Below are 16,997 nucleotides of genomic sequence, written 5' to 3' on the forward strand. Positions count from 1 at the left end.
TTACTCCGCCGCAATATGTGTGGGTTTCGGTTTGGGTTTGGCGCCGTGCTCGTATTCTTCCAAAAAGTCGAGAACCTCGGCCCGGTAGCTGTAGTAATCAGGATGTTCCAGCAGCGCCTTACGGCTGCGGGGGCGCGGCAGTTTCACATCGGTGATCTTGCCGATCGTGGCCTGGGGGCCATTGGTCATCATCACCACCCGGTCGGCCAGCAGAATTGCCTCATCCACATCATGGGTGACGCAGATCGCGGTTACTTTGGTCCGCGACCAGACCTCCATCAGCACCTCTTGCAGCTCCCAGCGGGTCAGGCTGTCGAGCATGCCAAAGGGTTCATCCAGCAGCAGCAGTTTGGGGGACAGGGCAAAGGCCCGGGCGATGCCAACCCGCTGGCGCATGCCGTTGGACAGGCCTGAGGCTTGCTTGTCCATGCTGTCAGCCAGACCAACCCGTTCGAGATAGTATTCCACCACATCCTGGCGCTCCGCCTGGCTGGCACTGGGATAGACCCTATCTACGCCAATAGAGACGTTTTCTTTGGCGGTGAGCCAGGGAAACAGATTGGGCGATTGAAACACCACTGCGCGTTCTGGATTGGCGCCTTCGATGTGTTTGCCATCCAGCCGGATGCCGCCCTTGGAGATCGGGTTAAGCCCCGCCGCCATGGTCAAAACCGTGGATTTACCGCAGCCCGAATGGCCGATCAGACTGATGAATTCGCCCTTCTTCACCTTGAGGTCAAAATCCTCCACCACAGTCAGCGGTCCCTTGGGGGTTGGGTAGACTTTGTGCAGTTGGGAGAAGACCAGATAGCGCTCTTCCAGCATGGTTTTTTGCGCTTTGGACAGGGCGGCAGGAACACTATGGATGGGGGTTGCATCGGGCAGTTGCCGGGTTTCTTCAATCTTTGCGGCGATGCCCACATCCATCAGGTATTTGGTGACCTGGGCGCGCAGGGCTTTGAACATCTCGTCGTCATTCATGGCACCACGATCACGGGGGCGCGGAATGTTGACGGTGACCGGATCGGCCAGGGTGCCATCCGGGTTCAGCGGGATGATCCGGTCGGCCAGCAGGATGGCTTCGTCGACGTCATTGGTGATCAGGATGCAGGTCTTTTTCTCCTGCTCCCAGATATCCAGGATCTCATCCGCCAGATTGGCGCGGGTCAGCGCGTCCAGCGCACTTAACGGTTCATCCAGCAGCAGCATTTCCGGGTTCATTGCCAGGGCGCGGGCCACCGAAACCCGTTGGCGCATGCCGCCGGACAGCTCGGCCGGGCGGCGGGCGATGGCATGGGACAGGCCAACCATGGCGACGTAGTGGTCGATCTTGGCCTGACGTTCAGAGGCCGACAGCTTGGGGAAGACAGCATCCACCGCCAGGCCGATATTGCCACCCACCGTGAGCCAGGGCATCAGCGAGTAGCTTTGGAACACCAGCCCGCGTTCGGGACCGGGGGCGGTGATGGGCGCGCCTTTGAAGGTGACGCGGCCGTTATCGGGCATCTCCAGACCTGCAACCAGGTTCATCAGGGTGGATTTCCCGGTGCCGGAAAACCCGAGGATGGCGACAAACTCGCCCTCACTGACGTCGAGGTTGATGTCTTTCAACACTTCGACGCGATCAGTTCCTTGGCCAAAGCCTTTGGAAACGTTTTCGAACTTGAGAATACTCATGGATCTCACCGGTTTTCTGTAAAGGTGAACATGGACTGCAGCGCAAACATGACGCGATCGAGCAGGAAGCCGATGATGCCGATGGTAAAGACAGCGACCATGATCTTGGCCAGCGATTGCGACGAGCCGTTCTGGAATTCATCCCAGACAAATTTGCCAAGGCCGGGGTTCTGCGCCAGCATTTCAGCGGCGATCAGCACCATCCAACCCACACCCAAAGACAGGCGCAGCCCGGTGAAGATCAGCGGCAGCGCCGAGGGCAGTACCAGCTTGGTGATCTTGGCATAGGTGCTCATTTTCAGCACTTTGGAAACGCTGATCAGGTCCTTGTCGATGGAGGCCACCCCAAGGGCAGTGTTGATCAGGGTGGGCCAGAGCGAACAGAGCGTCACGGTGATCGCCGAAACCAGGAAGGATTTTGAAAACATACCGTCATTGGTGGCGTAGACGGCAGAGACCACCATGGTGACAATCGGCAGCCAGGCCAGCGGGCTGACGGGTTTAAAAATCTGGATGATCGGGTTGATGGCGGCATTGGCGGTGGGCGACAGCCCGGCCATGATCCCTAGGGGAATGGCAATCACCGACCCGATCAGAAAGCCAAAAAACACGGTTTTGATCGAGGTCCAGATCTGCTGGTAATAGGTGGGTTTGCCGGTATAGCTTCGCTGGCGCACCTTGTCGGATTTCCCCGCAGCGATCAGTTTGGCGTTGCGGGCATCCTGGCGGTCATAAAAGGCCTCGGCCTTTTCGCCTTCGCGCAGGGCATCCGCATGCAGGTTGCCGACCTGTTCCCAGACCTGTGCCGGGCCGGGAATAGCGCCAAGCGAGGTTTGCACCTTAGGGGCCAGGGTAGCCCAGGCGCCGATAAAGATGGCAATGGCCAGCAGCGGAACCCCCAGCAGGCGCCAGATCTCGGTGATCTGCGCCCGCGGGTTGTCCCCGGCGGCGGCTTTCAGAACCGGTGTCAGCCAGGCGAGCCCCAGCACTTGGAACCAGGCGTCTGCCTTGTTGATCCGCGTAAAAAGGCGGGCGCGGCGGGCTTCTGCGGCGAGTGTATCTGGGTCAATGGCGGTCATAACAGGGGGCCTATGATCTGGAGGAATGTGCAAAAGAGAGGCCCGCCGCAGCGCGTGGTGCAGCGGGCTGTGGCGTTAATCCAGGATTTCGGATCCTGAGACTGTCTGGCTGCCTTTGAGCCCGATCGGCAGGCTTTCGAGATAGGCATTGGGCGTGCGCCCGTCGTAGGCAATGCCGTCGATGATATCTGCTGCCGGGGTCGGTGCTTTGAAGCCATCGCTGTCCCAGGGGAAATCGGCCTCATTGGCCAGGTCTTCATCCACCAACATGCGGGCGGCCTGCAGATAGATGTCGGGGCGGTAGACAGATTTAGCGGTGTCAAAGAACCACTCATCGGTCTTTGCTTCGGCGATCTGACCCCAGCGGCGCATCTGGCTCAGGTACCAGATTGCATCGGAATAGAAGGGGTAGGTGGCGTTGTAGCGGAAGAAGACGTTGAAATCGGGGACCTCGCGGATGTCGCCTTCTTCATATTCAAAGGTGCCCGTCATCGAATTGGCGATAACGGCCGCGTCTGCACCCACATATTCGGATCGCGACAGAATATCGACCGCTGCGGGGCGGTTGGCGTTATTGTCTGCGTCCAGCCAGATCGCGGCGCGGATCAGGGCCTTGGTCAGGGCGATGGTGGTATTGGGGTTTTCTGCGGCGAACTCCGCCGAGATGCCAAAGACCTTTTCAGGGTTGTTCTTCCACAGCTCATAATCGGTGATCACGGGCACACCGATCCCCTTGAACACGGCCTGCTGGTTCCAGGGTTCACCAACGCAGTAGCCAAAGATGGTGCCGGCTTCCATGGTGGAGGGCATCTGCGGCGGCGGGGTGACGCTGAGGAAAACATCGGCGCCAATCTGGCCGCTGACGTCTTCGGGAGAGTAGAAGCCGGGCTCCAAGCCACCGGCGGCAAGCCAGTAACGCAGCTCGTAGTTATGGGTGGAAACCGGGAACACCATGCCCATCTTGAAGGGCACGCCCTGGTCTTTGTAGTCTTCCACAACGGGCGCAAGGGCGCTGGCGCTGATCGGATGCTGTGGGCGACCATCCTCCATCAGCGGAATATGCGGTTTCATCTGCTCCCAAATTTCGTTGGAAACGGTGATGCCGTTGCCGTTGAGATCCATGGAGAAAGGCGTGATAATATGGGCTTGGGTGCCATATCCGATGGTTGCCGCCAGCGGTTGGCCTGCCAGCATATGGGCCCCGTCCAGCTGTCCGTCGATCACCCCGTCGAGAAGGACCTTCCAGTTCGCCTGCGCTTCCAGCGTGACAAACAGGCCTTCATCTTCAAAGTAGCCGTTTTCATAGGCCACGGCCAAAGGTGCCATATCGGTGAGTTTGATAAACCCAAGCGTCAGTTCGTCTTTTTCGAGATCCAGAATATCAGCCATAACGGGACTGGCGCAAAAAGCTGTCGACGCGAGTAGCCATTTTAATGTGTTCATTGTTTTGGTCCCTGTCAAAAACGCAAAAAACCGCACGACTGATACATGCGGGAGGAGGTGCATGCACAATCGAGCGGCTTTGCTCTTGAATTTTTTAGCTGGCAACGTTGTCAGCCGGTACAGGCATCGTTGCCTTGGGATTGATCATGATGCTTCAGACCAATTTTTGCCATCCTATGGTTTGGTGAAGAGTGCGATTTTTTCTGCAATGCAGCATTTGCCTATTAATCGGGCTAATTTGATCCGGCAAAGTCGAAAATTGCGCCGTTAAAAAAGCGATCCGGGGCTGGAATCACCTGCTCCTGGGAGGATGGGAGAGGTGTTGCATTTGGGTTTTTGTCTTCGCTATGAGCAGGAGGTTGGGCCACATCCTCGCCAAACGCTGTCAGGGCTTCACGATAGATGTCGCTGCGAAAACAGGCCTGGGCAATCCGGCGTGACTCAGTTTCATCAAGGTGATGCCAGCGCGATAATACATCCGCGATCCAGTGGGCCTGGCGACGCCATGGGAAATTGGCGGATCCTTTGTGAAAACTCATAAACTGATCTGTTTGTTTGGGCCGTTGTCCATGTTTGGTGATGAACCTACCACTGAGCGCCGGATCAATTGCCTGGTCAGGGAGATCCAAATGCTGGCTTCGCGTCAGAATTTCGACAGCGAGTGGCGTGTTTTCCGGTTGGTCCAGCCAACAAGCAGCCTTGTAGATGGCCCGGATCATTGCACGGCAGAGGGCAGGATGTTCAGAAGCCCATTTGCGTTGCACCCCCAGCACCTTTTCCGGCGAGAACCCCCAGAGCTTAGCGCCGGGCAGTATCAGCGTTGCATTGCTTTGCTGCACGGCGACAGATCCCCAGGGCTCACCCACACAAAACATATCCAATGTGCCCCCGCGCACGGCATCGGCCATTTTGGGCGGAGGAACGGTCACGATCTCTATGCGATCGGCAGCGAAGCCTGTAGCTTGCGACAGCCAGGCCTCCAGCAACATACGGTGCATGGAAAACGGAAAGGGCACACCAATGCGAAGCCGCTTGGAGCTTGCCGAAAAAATCGCCTCTGCGCTGCCCAGAGGATCGTCGAAGGTGTTGGTCCATCCTGTTTGCTGCATCTCGCGATCCAAAGCATCGGAGACACCTATTATGGTGCCGTTGACGGACAGCACCATCAGAACATCGATATCGCAGGCGAAGCCACCCAAACCCAATGACATTGCAACCGGCATGGGCGACAGCATATGCGCAAAATCAAGCTGCCCAAACGCCAGCATATCCCGCAGAGCCGACCACGAGGGTTGTTTGACCAAGGTGAGATCAAGCCCCTCCTGGGCGGCGAATTTCAGCTCTTTGGCAACAACCAGCGGCGCACAATCCACAAGCGGAAGATAACCGCAGCGTACTTCTGTCATCTTCATCTCAAAAGCTCCGCCGCCGTCACGAGAGAGGTCGCGACATCAATGACTTTGCGGCCCTGGCCCATCGCTGTTTTTCGCAGCAGCACATAGGCCTCTTCCTCGGAAATATTGCGCGCCTGGATGAGCAAGCCCTTGGCGCGCTCGATCATCTTGCGATCCGACAGCGCCTGTTTTGCGGCGTCCAATTCCGTCTGCATTTTTGCAATCATCCGAAACCGGGCAATTGCCGTTTCAAGCACTGGTTTGATACGGTCCTTTTGCAAACCATTTACCACATAGGCACTTAATCCGGCCGAGATCGCCGCCTGGGTCATTTTTTCATCCGAATGATCCACAAACATGGCAACTGGCCGGTTGCGTGCGTTGGAGACAAGGCTGAGGTGTTCAAGCGTATCGCGATCTGGGTCGGCGAGGTCGATCAAGATAATGTCGGGGTCGTGCTGCTGCACTGCGTGTTCAAGTGCGGTGGGGGACGAAATGACGGTTACGTCGGTCCAGCCGCCCTCCTTGAGAGCGCCAATAATTTCATGCGCTGTGGTTTTGTCCCGCTCGACCACAAGTATGGTTAGATCCGTCTGCATATGAGCTGGATAGTGACCATCGCCACCTAAAGACCAGCCACAAAGGGACGTATTGGGCTGGGCTTAGAATAGTGCCTGTCAGGTGGGCAGTTGGCCACAAGGGTGCGCAAAAAACAGGCGCTTTGAAAGCGAGGCGCAGCCCTGTCCAGTAGCCCTGTCCACCTGGGCGCATCAATGGCCAAATGCGTCGATGAAAGGCTGTGTTCGCGGGACGTGCCCGTTGGCTCATGACAAAATCAGTCCAGGCCCTGCGCAAAGAATGCCGTCACCTCATCAAGGATCAGATCATGCATCGCCGCCCGGTGGGCGCCGCCATCTTCGCAGATAACTTCGTCTCCCGGCAGTTCCTTGGCCAGAATTTCGTAGCCAGCTGGTTTGCACAGATTGAAGAAATCAAAATGGCTCAACCTGGCTGGCTCAATGTACCGAAAGCTCCCTGAGGGCAGCGCCTTGATCAGCGCGCGGGACTCGATATCCAGCGTCAAACCAGAGTTCATAATCGGGGCGCCGAATACCAGCAACGGCCTGTCAATCCTGGTCAGGCTTGCGTCCGAAAAGCTCTGGGTTCCGCCGAGATCAAAGACAGCAAATGCGCGAATTCGCTTGTCCGCCAGATCGGCCTGCATCCGCACTCGATCTTTGGGTGTTTGTGCGATCTGCCAATCCGCAAAGATGCCGCAGGCCAACTCGCTTGGCATTGTTTCACAGAACCGTTCAAGGCGCTCTGCGTCGTAGCGGGCCCCGGCCAGCGCCAGCGCGGTAAAACCACCAAGTGAATGCCCCGCCATAAAGACCTGATCAGGATCGACCTGCACCGGCAATGTCCCCGGCAAAACCGCAAAATCTATCAGTCGGGTGATGTCGCCCGGGCGCTGCCAAAGCGCCCGCCGCTGGTCCGTGTCGCGTTGCCAGGTTGATGTTCCCGGATGATCAACTGCGGCGACAACAAAGCCTCTGCGGGCCATCTCTGCCGCGAGCCAAGCCTGGTTTCGCGCGTTGCCGAACATGCCATGGGACAGCACAATCAACGGAAAGGCGCCCGGTGCCGCCTTTGCATCCCGGATGACCTGGGCGCCGACCCAAACCGCGCTCTTGAAATCCGGCTGCGTCGGCTCTGCTGAGTCGGTCGGATACCAAATCAGCCCTTCGAGCTCCCGGTCGCTGCGCTCGTCTAGGACAACGAGAGTGCTTAATCCGGCCTCATAAGTATGGGCGGCGACTGGAGCAGTCTCTTGTGCTTGCACGGTCACAGCCGTGAGGCCAAGGGCCAGAAGGGTTAGAAGGGTCAGTGAACAGGTGCGTTTCATGGGTGGCGTCCTTTTATTTGCAACACAGGTAGCCTATGAGGAACTGCGATCACCCGGCGTCCTGAAACGCGATCAAGGACGGCACATCGTGGTTCTGTTTTGCGATCCGGGACGCAGCGGGACTGGGCTAGCCCAAAGGAGGCCTATGGTGCTGCACATCGCTATTCTTGCGGCGACAATGTCACTCAGTGCGGTGATGAGCCTTTTCCTGGCCCGCATTGCCGTGGCGGGGCGCTACGGTGCCTCCTCGGCGGCGCTCAGTGTCTTTTTTGGGCTCACAACACTCTCTGCGGGCCTTCTTCTGGCAACGCTTCTTTGGCCGGACACGTCACTGCGACAATGGCGCGCTGTTCTTGGCGCCGCGGCTCTGCCCACGCTGTATTTGCATTTTGCCTTCGGTTCCGCCCCCGACCGTCGTCCGGGTGCGGCAGAAATTTTTCACCTAGCCCCGATGGTGGCTGTCGCTGCGTGCCTTCTGCTCAACGCATTCTGGGTAATTGACCCGATTTTGCTCGTCACTTATGGCGGCTATCTCTGGGCCTTGGTGCGTCTGCATGGTCGCGGCGCACAGCATTTTTGTGGTCTCGGCCCCGAGGTGGCAACGACGCTTCTCTGGTTGCGCATCGTGATTGGGGTGCTTTGCGCCAGCTTGGCGCTTGAGGTGGCAATCTTTTCCGAACTGCTTTGGGGTGGGGCAATCGAGACGTCGCGGCCTCTCCTGCTCTCCACGATGCTCTTCTTCGGCCTCGTTTCTTATGCCTTGCTTGGGGCAATGGGGCGTCCTTCTCTTTTTGAGCATGTCTATGGCCTAGTGGTTGATCGGGCGACGCTGCCGACGGAGACAGAAGATAGCGTGACCGCCGAGCCTGCCGACTATGCGCTTCTCCAGCGCATCAATGCCTTCCTCGAAGACCCCGCGATCCTGGCAGACGATCGCTTGACGCTCAGCCGCTTGAGCAAACGGCTGGGCGTCCCCGCGCGCGCGGTCAGCGTTGCCGTGAACAGGATTACCGGGCAGAGTTTTTCTGATTTGCTCAACGACAGAAGGATCGCTCTGGCCACACGCCTCATGGAGGAAGATCCGGACTGTTCGCTGTTGGATGTCATGTACGCCGCAGGATTTGGATCAAAATCCAACTTCTATACGCAGTTCAAGCGGCGCACAGGTATGACGCCGGCAGCCTTTCGGACGCAACTCTGTGCGGGGCAGGGGGCGTGACATCTGCTCTCTGACAATCGCAGCCCAGCAAAGCCCCCTGAAACTTCGGATACCCGGACAAGACCGGATGAGATCCAGGGCTTAGGGCGCCTGTATTAGGGGGCCAGCATTCTGGTGTAGGCGATTTGGTAATGGGCTGCGGCTTCTAAATTCTGCACGGCTAAGGCTGAATGGATATTGGTGACATGGGCGTCAAGATTTTCACAAGCAGCACTGCACCATTCGGTGTCTTTTGCCAGACTGTGCAGCTGATGGCGCGTGGTTCGGCCGTAGTAGCTCTTGCCGCTGTCCCGCAGGGCGGCGTTTTCGGTGATTTCTACAAAGGCATCAAATGCCTCCATATCAAGCTGTGCAAAGCCGACCATGTTTGGTTTTTCTTTCAACTCAGCACAACGCTCATTCAAGGCTTCAAAGCGCAATGAGGCTGCGTCCAGTTCGGTCGTCGGATCAATTTCAACAATCGCGCGTTCCAGTGTGGCACGCACAACAAAGTTTTGCGCAAGTGAGGCGGCGTTCAGCGTCGTCACAAAGGTCCCAACACCCTGGCGCGATGTGATGAGCTCTTCGCGCTCTAACCAGGCCAAAACGCGACGCAAAGGCGTGCGGCTACAGGCGAATTCCTTTGCCAGATCCGTTTCCGACAGGCGCATTCCTGGTGGGTAGTGCAGGGTGCAAATGCGATGCCGAAGAGTATCGTACATGATGCTCAATCGGTCTTGAACACCCTCGGCAGCCTCAAGTGCTTTGACCAGCTTATTCATGCCCAGCCCTCTGGCGATGGTTCGCCTGTTGCCACGTGGCGGGGGCAGGGGGTGCAAAAAACACCCTCTGCCCCACTTGTGATAGGTTAGGCGGTTTCAAGCTCTAAGGCGTAGGATCCGTCTTCTTGGTGCGTTTCATTACCGGTTACGGGCGGATTGAAACAGCAGGCCATAACCAGTTCTTCGTCAGCAACAAGCGTATGGCGGTCGTGTTTGTCCAAAGCATACATAACGCCCGGGCGGATCATGTGGGTTTCACCTGTCGCAAGATCAGTGATCGATCCGGTTCCCTGCATGCAATAGACACTCTCAAAGTGGTTTTTGTACTCAAAAGTGTGTTCGGACCCGGCCTCGAGAAAGGTGATATGGAACGAGAAGCCCATTTTGTCTTCTGCCAGAAGCATGCGCACGCTGCTCCATTTGGCATCAGATACCACGCGATCACGTTCGCTTTTGACGATCTCGTTAAAATCCCGTACAATCATGTACTTACTCCGCTGCAAATTTATGGCCGCCGATCACATCCTGTGCGGCGTTGATGAGAATAGAAAGCCCGCGCTGAAGCATGCTGTCCGTCGTTGTCAGCGGTGCAAGGATCTTGACCACCTGATCTTCGGAGCCCGAGGTCTCAATAATGAGGCCCTGCTCAAATGCTCTGGCGCAGATTTTGCCGGCCAGATCGCCGCATCCCACGTCCACGCCTTGCATCATGCCACGGCCCTTCAGGCGCGCCTCTGGAACCATCGCCGCGAGGGATTGCAAGCCCTGGGAAATGATGTTGGAGCGCCGCAAAATATCCTGCTGCAAACTGTCGTCAGACCAAAATTTCTCAATGGCAACAGTCGCAGTCACAAAGGCATGGGTATTGCCCCGAAAGGTCCCATTGTGCTCTGCCGGCCCCATGATGTCATGTTCTGGCTTCACCAGCACCAAACCCATCGGCAACCCAAAGCCGGAGATCGATTTGGCCAGGGTCACGATGTCGGGGCTAATGCCGGCTTCTTCAAAGGAAAAGAAGCTACCGGTGCGTCCACAGCCCGCCTGAATGTCATCGATGATCAACAGCGCGCCGGCCTCCTGCGCCAGCTCCGCTACCCGCTTTAACCAGCTTGTGCTGGCTGCATTCAGCCCGCCTTCACCTTGAACGGTTTCCAGCAAAATGGCGGCAGGCGCATCCATGCCTGAAGACCGATCCCTGAGCATGGCTTCGAGAAAATCTGTGGTGTCACAGGATTGACCTAAATACCCATCGTACGGCATCCGCGTCACATTGTTTAGCGTCACACCCGCGCCACCTCGATGGTAGCTGTTGCCGGTTGCGGCCAGGGCACCCTGGGTGACGCCGTGAAAGCCGTTGGTGAAGCAGATGACATTGCTGCGACCGGTGACCTTGCGGGCAATTTTCATCGCCGCTTCGACAGCATTTGCACCTGTCGGCCCGGTAAACATCACCCTGTGGTTCATGTCGCGTGGCTGCAGGATATGCTGCTCAAAAGTTTCCAGGAACCGGGCCTTCACAGCCGTGTGCATATCCAGGCCATGGGCCACACCGTCGGTGTCGATATGTGCGATCAGGGCTTGTTTCATATCCGGATCATTGTGTCCGTAGTTCAAAGATGAACATCCGGCGAGAAAGTCGATGTACCGCTTTCCGCTCTGGTCGATCATCTCAGCCCCTTTGGCAGAGGCAAAGACCGTATCAAACCCGCGACAATAGCTGCGGGCTTCAGATTCTCGACGCCCGAAAATGGCTTTGTTGGTAAGCTGTTTGGACATGGGGTTTCTTTCAGATTTAAGAGGGGGCAGGAAAAATTGGCTGGCAAAAAAGGGCATGCGCATTGCTCAGGCGGCAAGCGCCTGTTGCCGGGCCAAAGGAATGGTCACGAGGTTTTCAGTCTTGTGCCGTTCCTGAAAATGTAGCGCTTGGGTGTAGTAGGGCTGAATGTCCATCTGGCTGTCTTGAAAACTTGCGAACCTGCGGAACAATGACCAAGACGCGTTATTGTCAGCGGTGATGGTGGTTTGCAGGCGATTTACGTCCTCACACTGGCGGCGGCGCAGAATGGCTTGCAGCATCATCGAGCCCAAGCCGCGACCGCGCGCCTTTTCTGCCACTGCGACCTGCCAGACAAACAGTGTCTTAGGATCATTTGGCAAGACATAGGCTGATACCCAGCCGACCGTCTCGTGAGACAATTCCGCCAGGCAACAGGTGTCGGCAAAATGGTCGCTCTGCAAGAGGTTGCAGTACATGGAATTTTCATCAAGCGGCTTGCAGGCCTGGACCAGCTCCCAAACCTTGGCACCGTCTTCGGCTACGGGTTTGCGGACCGCGGGGAGGTCTATGCGCCGTGGGTCAATGGGATGTTGCATTCTGAACTTCTCCTATCGCTTTGGATGTCGAAGTATCAGGCGATGGCCAAAACTTCAACTGTCAAAGTAAAATAGCTTGGGTTTTGGCAATAAATGGCAAATATATTCTCAATATGTCGCAAACAGGCCCTTATTTGCTTCATCTATAGAAGGGATTTGGGAATTGCATGCTGCTGGTCTAGGCTGTAAACTTTGATGCCTGAAGTACCGGAGATTTCATGGACCGCACGGACCGCATTGACAGCAGCCTGATCGCGCTTCGGCGCATCATTCGTACAACCGAGTTGTTTGGACGCGAAATTCGTCAAGCGACCGGCGTTACCCCCGCCCAGTTTAGAGTGCTTCAGATCATTTCTGAACATGGCTTTGCCACGGCAAAGGCAATCTCGCTTCGTATGCAGGTCTCGCAAGGCACGGTGACCTCACTCGTCGACAAGCTGGTTCGAGATGGGCTGGCCTTGCGTGAAAAATCCCGTGAAGACCGGCGGCAAATTCATATCACACTGACGGATGCAGGTCGTGAAACGCTTGCGGATGCGCCCGACCCATTGCAGCAGCGGTTTGTGCGTAAGTTCTCGGCGCTGAATGATTGGGAACAGGCCATGCTGGTTGCCAGCTTGGAACGGGTCGCCGCCATGTTGGACGCTGAAGATCTGGACGCGTCTCCTGTTCTGGCGACGGGTGAGATTCGTCCCGCAGGCGCGCCGTGAACCCATCAACAGATGTAGATCTGATTGCGAAATCCCCCACGCGGTGAAGGCCGCGCGGGGGATTTGGGTGCCTATCAGTAGGATGTGGTCCGCGCATTGGCGGCGACCATGGACTGCGGATTGGCGACGCCCACGCCCTCGATCAGCACCGATTGGTCCGCGCCTTTACCCGGCAGGTAAATCGCGCAGACCTCAACGAGGTTGTTCGGGCCGGCCATGATTTTGCGTATCAAGCCTTGCGGGCTCATGTCGCGCGGTGGCTGCAGGGCGGTCGCGGTTACCGGAGCGTCCTGCAGCGCCATATCGGCGGCCGGGCCGCAGAGCATGATGTGCTGTGCGACGCCCTGCTTTGCGGCATTGGCGGCACTGGTCACTCCGGGCGGCAGATCTCGCCACGCATCATGGCGCGCAGGGTGGCAACGACCAGTGTCGCAATGATAAGGCAGAGGGCGATCAATGCGGTCTGCCCGGCCCAGAAATGCGCTTTGCTACCCGTCAGCGCAGCAAAGCGCAGTGTCGCAAGGGTCAGCGCTGCGACGGGAAAACTCAGCGCCCAGTGGGACAGGCCGAACGGCAAGCGGCGCAGCTTGCCCACTTGCGTCAGCGCAAGAGCGAGGAAAACCAGTGTCGCGCCATACAGGAAGCGGGCAAACCCATCCAGCACGCCGCCATTCAACTGCAGCCAGGCCAGGAAGCCCACGGCGGGCGGCGCGATCAGGATGGCCAGTGTTGGCACCATGCGCCCCGGCAACGGATCATGAAAAATCAGCCGGTTCATCACCAGCACCAGCAGCACGATCCAAAAGATCATCCCGGCAGAAAAGAATACCCAAGAGGTCTCGGGGAAACCAAGGCCGACCCCCGCGATCGGCGCCACCACGTTGCCCACAGCCGGAATGAACCACGCGGGCGAGATGTGGATGGTCTGAAACGCCCGGTGGCCAATCCAGTTCGACAGCACCGCCAGCGTCAGGCCGCCTTGGCCGCAGGCCCCCACCAGCCACACGGTGCTGGCCACCTCCGGCAGGGTCGGTGCCAGGGCCGTGGCAATCAGCAAGAGGGAAATGGAGAAGGCGGGAAAGAAGGCCAGTTTCACCGGATGCTGCCATTCAGCCGCGACCGCTTGTGGATGGCGTATGGCTTTCAGGGCATAGGTCGCGACAAGCGCCAAGAAAACCGCGATCGTCAGGGCCAAAGCGGTGAGGCTCGCGGCCTCCCAATTGGCGGCATGCAGCGCCGTGGTCAGGCCGGACAGCCCCATGACGGAGGCAAAGAACGGCACGGGAAAATGTACCAGCCGGGGTTCGGAACCAGTAGTTTCAGACATGGGATGATCCGCGAAATGAGGGGAAGATAACAGGGGCGGACCCGACACATGGGGCCGGGTCCGAGAGGGCCGGGGCAGAAAGGACGCAAAGCCCCGGCCATATTGTCAATGCTTGTGCTCTCCCACTGGGCAGTCACCTTCTTCGGCAAAGCAGGCATCGGTACGCAGTTCCAACCACATGGCGTTCAGAACGGCAAACAGGGCGGCAAGCGGCAGGCCAAGAAGCCAGGCAAAATACCACATCGCGGTTCTCCTTAGTAAACAGTGTCGGTGTTATTGGTGACATCGGCTTCGGTGACCTTGCCCCACAGTACTTTGTAGACCCAGGCGGTGTAAGCAAGGATTAGCGGCATAAAGATCACCGCGCAGACCAGCATGATGAAGAGGGTCTGGTGCGAGCTTGAGGCGTCCCAGACGGTGAGCGAGCTGTTCGGATCAACCGTCGACGGCAGGATGAAGGGAAACATCGTCAGCCCAACCGAGGCGATGATGCCGGTAATCGCCATCTTCGACCACAGCAGGGTCGAGACCTCGTGTCCGGCCCGGAGCCCCCTGACCGCCAGCGCAATCCCGAGGAAGCCCATCATCGGGGCAACAATGATCCAGGGACGCGCCGCATAGGCGGCGAGCCACGATCCTTCCCGAATGACCTCGGAATAGAGCGGATTGGACGGGCCACTCGGCGCCACTTCGTTTGCCAGCGCAAAACCGTCAATGCCGACGGCCAGCCACAGACCTGCCAGCGCATAGCCCCCGGCGGCGATCATCCCGGCAGTGCTGCCGATGCGGCGGGCGCGCTCGGCGATCACGCCTTCGGTCTTCAGCGTCAGCCAGGCCGCGCCGTGCATCAGCAGCATGGAGAAAGATACGATGCCCACCAGGATTGCGAAGGGGCGCAGCAGGCCAAGGAACTTACCGTAGAAGCTGCCGTCATACATCGGCATCAGGTCTTCGGTCAGATAGAACGGAACACCCAGCAGGACGTTGCCAACCGCCACGCCAAACAACAGTGCGGGCACCGCGCCCCCGGCAAACAGTGCCCAATCCCAGCGCGCGCGCCAAGCGGCGCCTTCGCGCTTGGAGCGGTACTTGAACGCCACCGGGCGCACGATAAAGGCCGCCAAGACCACAAACATCGCCAGGTAGAAACCGCTGAAAGACACCGCATAGAGCGGTGGCCAAGCTGCAAAAATTGCACCGCCGCCGAGGATGAACCAGACTTGGTTGCCCTCCCAGACCGGGCCGACGGTGTTGATAACAACCCGGCGCTCCACATCGGTCTTGGCGACAAAGGGCAGCAGAGCGCCCACGCCCATGTCGAACCCGTCCGTCAGGGCAAACCCGATCAGCAGCACGCCCAGCAGCGCCCACCAGATGACACGCAGTGTGTCGTAGTCGATCAGTTCATAAAGGATCATGTCCGTTACTCCGCAGGGGTGGTAGACGCAGGGGACTCATTCGGGAACCCGCGCAGCCGCGCTTCGTGGCGGGCCTGCCATTGTTTGGTTTCTTCGACGTCCTGGAACGGGCCTTTGCGGATGTATTTCACCATCAGCCTGATCTCGATCACAAAGAGCACCGTGTAGAAGAGGACAAAGCCCGCCAGTGTGATCAGTAGGTCGGCGATGGACAGGTGCGAGGCCGACATCGCTGTCGGCAGCACCCCGTCCACGGTCCAGGGCTGGCGGCCAAACTCGGCAACAAACCAGCCCAGCTCGGCTGCGATCCAAGGCGTCGGAATGATCGCCACGGCGGCATAAAGCGACCAGCGTGGGAACTGCATGTTCTTGAACGAGGCGCGGTAGAAAAAATAGGCCATCACCGCGATGAAGCTGAACCCAAGCCCGACCATCAGGCGGAAGGCCCAGAACAGCGGGAAGACGCCGGGCACGGTGTCTTCGGCGGCTTGTGCGATTTGCTCTTCGGTCGCGTCACGCGGATCTTCGACGTAACGCTTCAGCAGGAAGGCAAAGCCCAGATCATCAGAGTTCTGTTCGAAGACAAAGCGCGCCTCGGACGGAACGTTGCCCCGGTTTTCGCGGATCGTCATCAGCGCGTCATAGGCAATGATACCGCGACGGATCTTGTCTTCGGCTTCGGCCACCAGATCATTGATGCCGGGGATCTCTTGCGTCAGGCTTCGGGTCCCGATCAGGCCCATGGCCCAAGGAACATGGACCGCGTAATGGGTCTCGCGCGCCTCTTGGTCAGGTAGACCGATGAGCGTGAAAGAGGCCGGTGCCGGCTCGGTTTCCCACATCGCCTCGATTGCTGCGAGCTTCATCTTTTGCGTATGGCTGGCGGAATAGCCAGACTCATCGCCCAGCACGACGACGGACAGCGCCGCCGCCAGGCCAAAAGACGAGGCCACAGCGATGGAACGCTGCGCCAGGTCTTTGTGCCGGTCCTGGATCAGGTACAGGGCTGAAACGCCCAACACAAAAACCGCAGCCGTTACATAGCCGGCCGAAACTGTATGAACGAACTTCGCCTGCGCCACCTGATTGAACACCACGTCGAAAAACGAGGTCATCTCCATCCGCATGGTGTCTGGGTTGAATTCCGCACCCACGGGGTTTTGCATCCAGCCGTTGGCGATCAAGATCCACAGGGCGGAAAAGTTGGACCCAATGGCCACCAGCCAAGCGACAACCATGTGTTGCACCTTGGACAGCTTGTCCCAGCCAAAGAAGAACAGCCCGACGAATGTTGCCTCCAAGAAGAAGGCCATAAGACCTTCGATCGCCAGCGGCGCGCCAAAGATGTCGCCAACATAGTGCGAATAATATGACCAGTTCATGCCAAACTGGAATTCCATGGTGATGCCGGTTGCCACCCCAAGGACAAAGTTGATGCCAAACAGCGTGCCCCAAAACTTGGTCATCTGGCGCCAGATGGGGCGATTTGTCATGACGTAGACGGTCTCCATGATCGCGACGAGAATCGACAGACCCAGCGTCAGCGGCACGAAGAGAAAGTGATACATGGCCGTCATCGCAAATTGCAGGCGTGACAGCTCGACCAGTCCGATCTCCATTAGCGTGGTTCCTTCGGTTGATAATTCACATCTGATTTGCGAATTTTAGACCTTAATATTCTCATTTTCAT

General features: G+C 57.9%; 17 protein-coding genes. 2 read left to right on the plus strand and 15 right to left on the minus strand.

The annotated features are described in order from the left end of the window. From N1037_02625 to N1037_02650, 6 genes are all read right to left on the minus strand, one after another. Positions 1–1,677, minus strand: coding sequence for a nitrate ABC transporter ATP-binding protein (locus tag N1037_02625; protein UWS79938.1), 1,677 nt, complete (start codon positions 1,675–1,677; stop codon positions 1–3). Between the two features lie 5 nt (positions 1,678–1,682). Then, a complete protein-coding gene (locus N1037_02630; GenBank protein UWS79939.1) occupies positions 1,683–2,756 on the minus strand; it encodes an ABC transporter permease in 1,074 nt (357 codons plus the stop codon). 75 nt (positions 2,757–2,831) lie between these two features. Continuing rightward, positions 2,832–4,199, minus strand: coding sequence for an ABC transporter substrate-binding protein (locus N1037_02635; GenBank protein UWS79940.1), 1,368 nt, complete (start codon positions 4,197–4,199; stop codon positions 2,832–2,834). A 233-nt stretch (positions 4,200–4,432) separates the two neighbouring features. Then, positions 4,433–5,611: an ABC transporter substrate-binding protein gene (locus N1037_02640; protein UWS79941.1), complete on the minus strand. Its 1,179-nt coding sequence runs from the start codon at positions 5,609–5,611 to the stop codon at positions 4,433–4,435. Beyond that, entirely contained in the window at positions 5,608–6,192 is a 585-nt protein-coding gene (locus tag N1037_02645) for an ANTAR domain-containing protein (protein UWS79942.1), read from the minus strand. Before N1037_02645 ends, N1037_02640 begins: the two co-directional genes overlap by 4 nt. Before the next feature lie 236 nt (positions 6,193–6,428). Beyond that, a complete protein-coding gene (locus N1037_02650) occupies positions 6,429–7,499 on the minus strand; it encodes an alpha/beta fold hydrolase (protein UWS79943.1) in 1,071 nt (356 codons plus the stop codon). Here N1037_02650 and N1037_02655 point away from each other — a divergent pair. Next, positions 7,498–8,718 carry a helix-turn-helix domain-containing protein gene (locus N1037_02655; protein UWS79944.1) on the plus strand — a complete coding sequence of 407 codons (1,221 nt, stop codon included), beginning with the start codon at positions 7,498–7,500 and terminating at the stop codon, positions 8,716–8,718. The genes N1037_02650 and N1037_02655 overlap by 2 nt on opposite strands. Before the next feature lie 95 nt (positions 8,719–8,813). Here N1037_02655 and N1037_02660 read toward each other — a convergent pair whose 3' ends face one another. The 4 genes from N1037_02660 to ectA all read right to left on the minus strand — a co-directional run bounded on the left by N1037_02660 (position 8,814) and on the right by ectA (position 11,852). Then, positions 8,814–9,479, minus strand: coding sequence for a GntR family transcriptional regulator (locus N1037_02660; GenBank protein UWS79945.1), 666 nt, complete (start codon positions 9,477–9,479; stop codon positions 8,814–8,816). An 86-nt stretch (positions 9,480–9,565) separates the two neighbouring features. Further along, the gene (locus tag N1037_02665) at positions 9,566–9,964 is read right to left on the minus strand and encodes an ectoine synthase (protein ID UWS79946.1); all 399 of its coding nucleotides are present in this window, start codon (positions 9,962–9,964) and stop codon (positions 9,566–9,568) included. A gap of 4 nt (positions 9,965–9,968) precedes the next feature. Further along, on the minus strand, positions 9,969–11,255 hold the full coding sequence (ectB, locus tag N1037_02670) for a diaminobutyrate--2-oxoglutarate transaminase (GenBank protein ID UWS79947.1): 1,287 nt from the start codon (positions 11,253–11,255) through the stop codon (positions 9,969–9,971). 66 nt (positions 11,256–11,321) lie between these two features. Further along, positions 11,322–11,852 (minus strand): diaminobutyrate acetyltransferase, encoded by a 531-nt coding sequence (gene ectA, locus N1037_02675; GenBank protein UWS79948.1) that lies wholly within the window; start codon positions 11,850–11,852, stop codon positions 11,322–11,324. A 218-nt stretch (positions 11,853–12,070) separates the two neighbouring features. Between ectA and N1037_02680 the strand changes: the two genes are divergently transcribed. Then, complete coding sequence (locus N1037_02680; GenBank protein ID UWS79949.1) at positions 12,071–12,562, plus strand: MarR family transcriptional regulator; 492 nt, start codon at positions 12,071–12,073, stop codon at positions 12,560–12,562. A gap of 74 nt (positions 12,563–12,636) precedes the next feature. Here the strand turns inward: N1037_02680 and N1037_02685 are convergent, their stop codons facing one another. From N1037_02685 to N1037_02705, 5 genes are all read right to left on the minus strand, one after another. Then, on the minus strand, positions 12,637–12,936 hold the full coding sequence (locus tag N1037_02685; GenBank protein UWS79950.1) for a hypothetical protein: 300 nt from the start codon (positions 12,934–12,936) through the stop codon (positions 12,637–12,639). Further along, entirely contained in the window at positions 12,933–13,889 is a 957-nt protein-coding gene (locus N1037_02690; GenBank protein ID UWS79951.1) for an SLAC1 anion channel family protein, read from the minus strand. Before N1037_02690 ends, N1037_02685 begins: the two co-directional genes overlap by 4 nt. A gap of 105 nt (positions 13,890–13,994) precedes the next feature. Beyond that, on the minus strand, positions 13,995–14,132 hold the full coding sequence (cydX, locus tag N1037_02695) for a cytochrome bd-I oxidase subunit CydX (GenBank protein ID UWS79952.1): 138 nt from the start codon (positions 14,130–14,132) through the stop codon (positions 13,995–13,997). An 11-nt stretch (positions 14,133–14,143) separates the two neighbouring features. Further along, entirely contained in the window at positions 14,144–15,307 is a 1,164-nt protein-coding gene (gene cydB / locus N1037_02700; GenBank protein ID UWS79953.1) for a cytochrome d ubiquinol oxidase subunit II, read from the minus strand. 5 nt (positions 15,308–15,312) lie between these two features. Beyond that, positions 15,313–16,926, minus strand: a complete 1,614-nt coding sequence (locus N1037_02705; protein UWS79954.1) for a cytochrome ubiquinol oxidase subunit I — start codon at positions 16,924–16,926, stop codon at positions 15,313–15,315. Positions 16,927–16,997: the final 71 nt, after the last annotated feature.

It is taken from the genome of Phaeobacter sp. G2, assembly GCA_025163595.1.
Lineage (GTDB): Bacteria > Pseudomonadota > Alphaproteobacteria > Rhodobacterales > Rhodobacteraceae > Pseudophaeobacter.

Bases quoted from the DNA above. Each gene is read 5' to 3' on its own strand.
- ectA (UWS79948.1), bottom strand. From the start codon at position 11,852: ATGCAACATCCCATTGACCCACGGCGCATAGACCTCCCCGCGGTCCGC.
- N1037_02690 (UWS79951.1), bottom strand. From the start codon at position 13,889: ATGTCTGAAACTACTGGTTCCGAACCCCGGCTGGTACATTTTCCCGTG.
- N1037_02660 (UWS79945.1), bottom strand. From the start codon at position 9,479: ATGAATAAGCTGGTCAAAGCACTTGAGGCTGCCGAGGGTGTTCAAGAC.
- N1037_02650 (UWS79943.1), bottom strand. From the start codon at position 7,499: ATGAAACGCACCTGTTCACTGACCCTTCTAACCCTTCTGGCCCTTGGC.
- N1037_02640 (UWS79941.1), bottom strand. From the start codon at position 5,611: ATGAAGATGACAGAAGTACGCTGCGGTTATCTTCCGCTTGTGGATTGT.
- N1037_02655 (UWS79944.1), top strand. From the start codon at position 7,498: ATGGGTGGCGTCCTTTTATTTGCAACACAGGTAGCCTATGAGGAACTG.
- cydX (UWS79952.1), bottom strand. From the start codon at position 14,132: ATGTGGTATTTTGCCTGGCTTCTTGGCCTGCCGCTTGCCGCCCTGTTT.
- N1037_02625 (UWS79938.1), bottom strand. From the start codon at position 1,677: ATGAGTATTCTCAAGTTCGAAAACGTTTCCAAAGGCTTTGGCCAAGGA.
- N1037_02680 (UWS79949.1), top strand. From the start codon at position 12,071: ATGGACCGCACGGACCGCATTGACAGCAGCCTGATCGCGCTTCGGCGC.
- N1037_02705 (UWS79954.1), bottom strand. From the start codon at position 16,926: ATGGAGATCGGACTGGTCGAGCTGTCACGCCTGCAATTTGCGATGACG.
- N1037_02630 (UWS79939.1), bottom strand. From the start codon at position 2,756: ATGACCGCCATTGACCCAGATACACTCGCCGCAGAAGCCCGCCGCGCC.
- N1037_02645 (UWS79942.1), bottom strand. From the start codon at position 6,192: ATGCAGACGGATCTAACCATACTTGTGGTCGAGCGGGACAAAACCACA.
- ectB (UWS79947.1), bottom strand. From the start codon at position 11,255: ATGTCCAAACAGCTTACCAACAAAGCCATTTTCGGGCGTCGAGAATCT.
- cydB (UWS79953.1), bottom strand. From the start codon at position 15,307: ATGATCCTTTATGAACTGATCGACTACGACACACTGCGTGTCATCTGG.
- N1037_02665 (UWS79946.1), bottom strand. From the start codon at position 9,964: ATGATTGTACGGGATTTTAACGAGATCGTCAAAAGCGAACGTGATCGC.
- N1037_02635 (UWS79940.1), bottom strand. From the start codon at position 4,199: ATGAACACATTAAAATGGCTACTCGCGTCGACAGCTTTTTGCGCCAGT.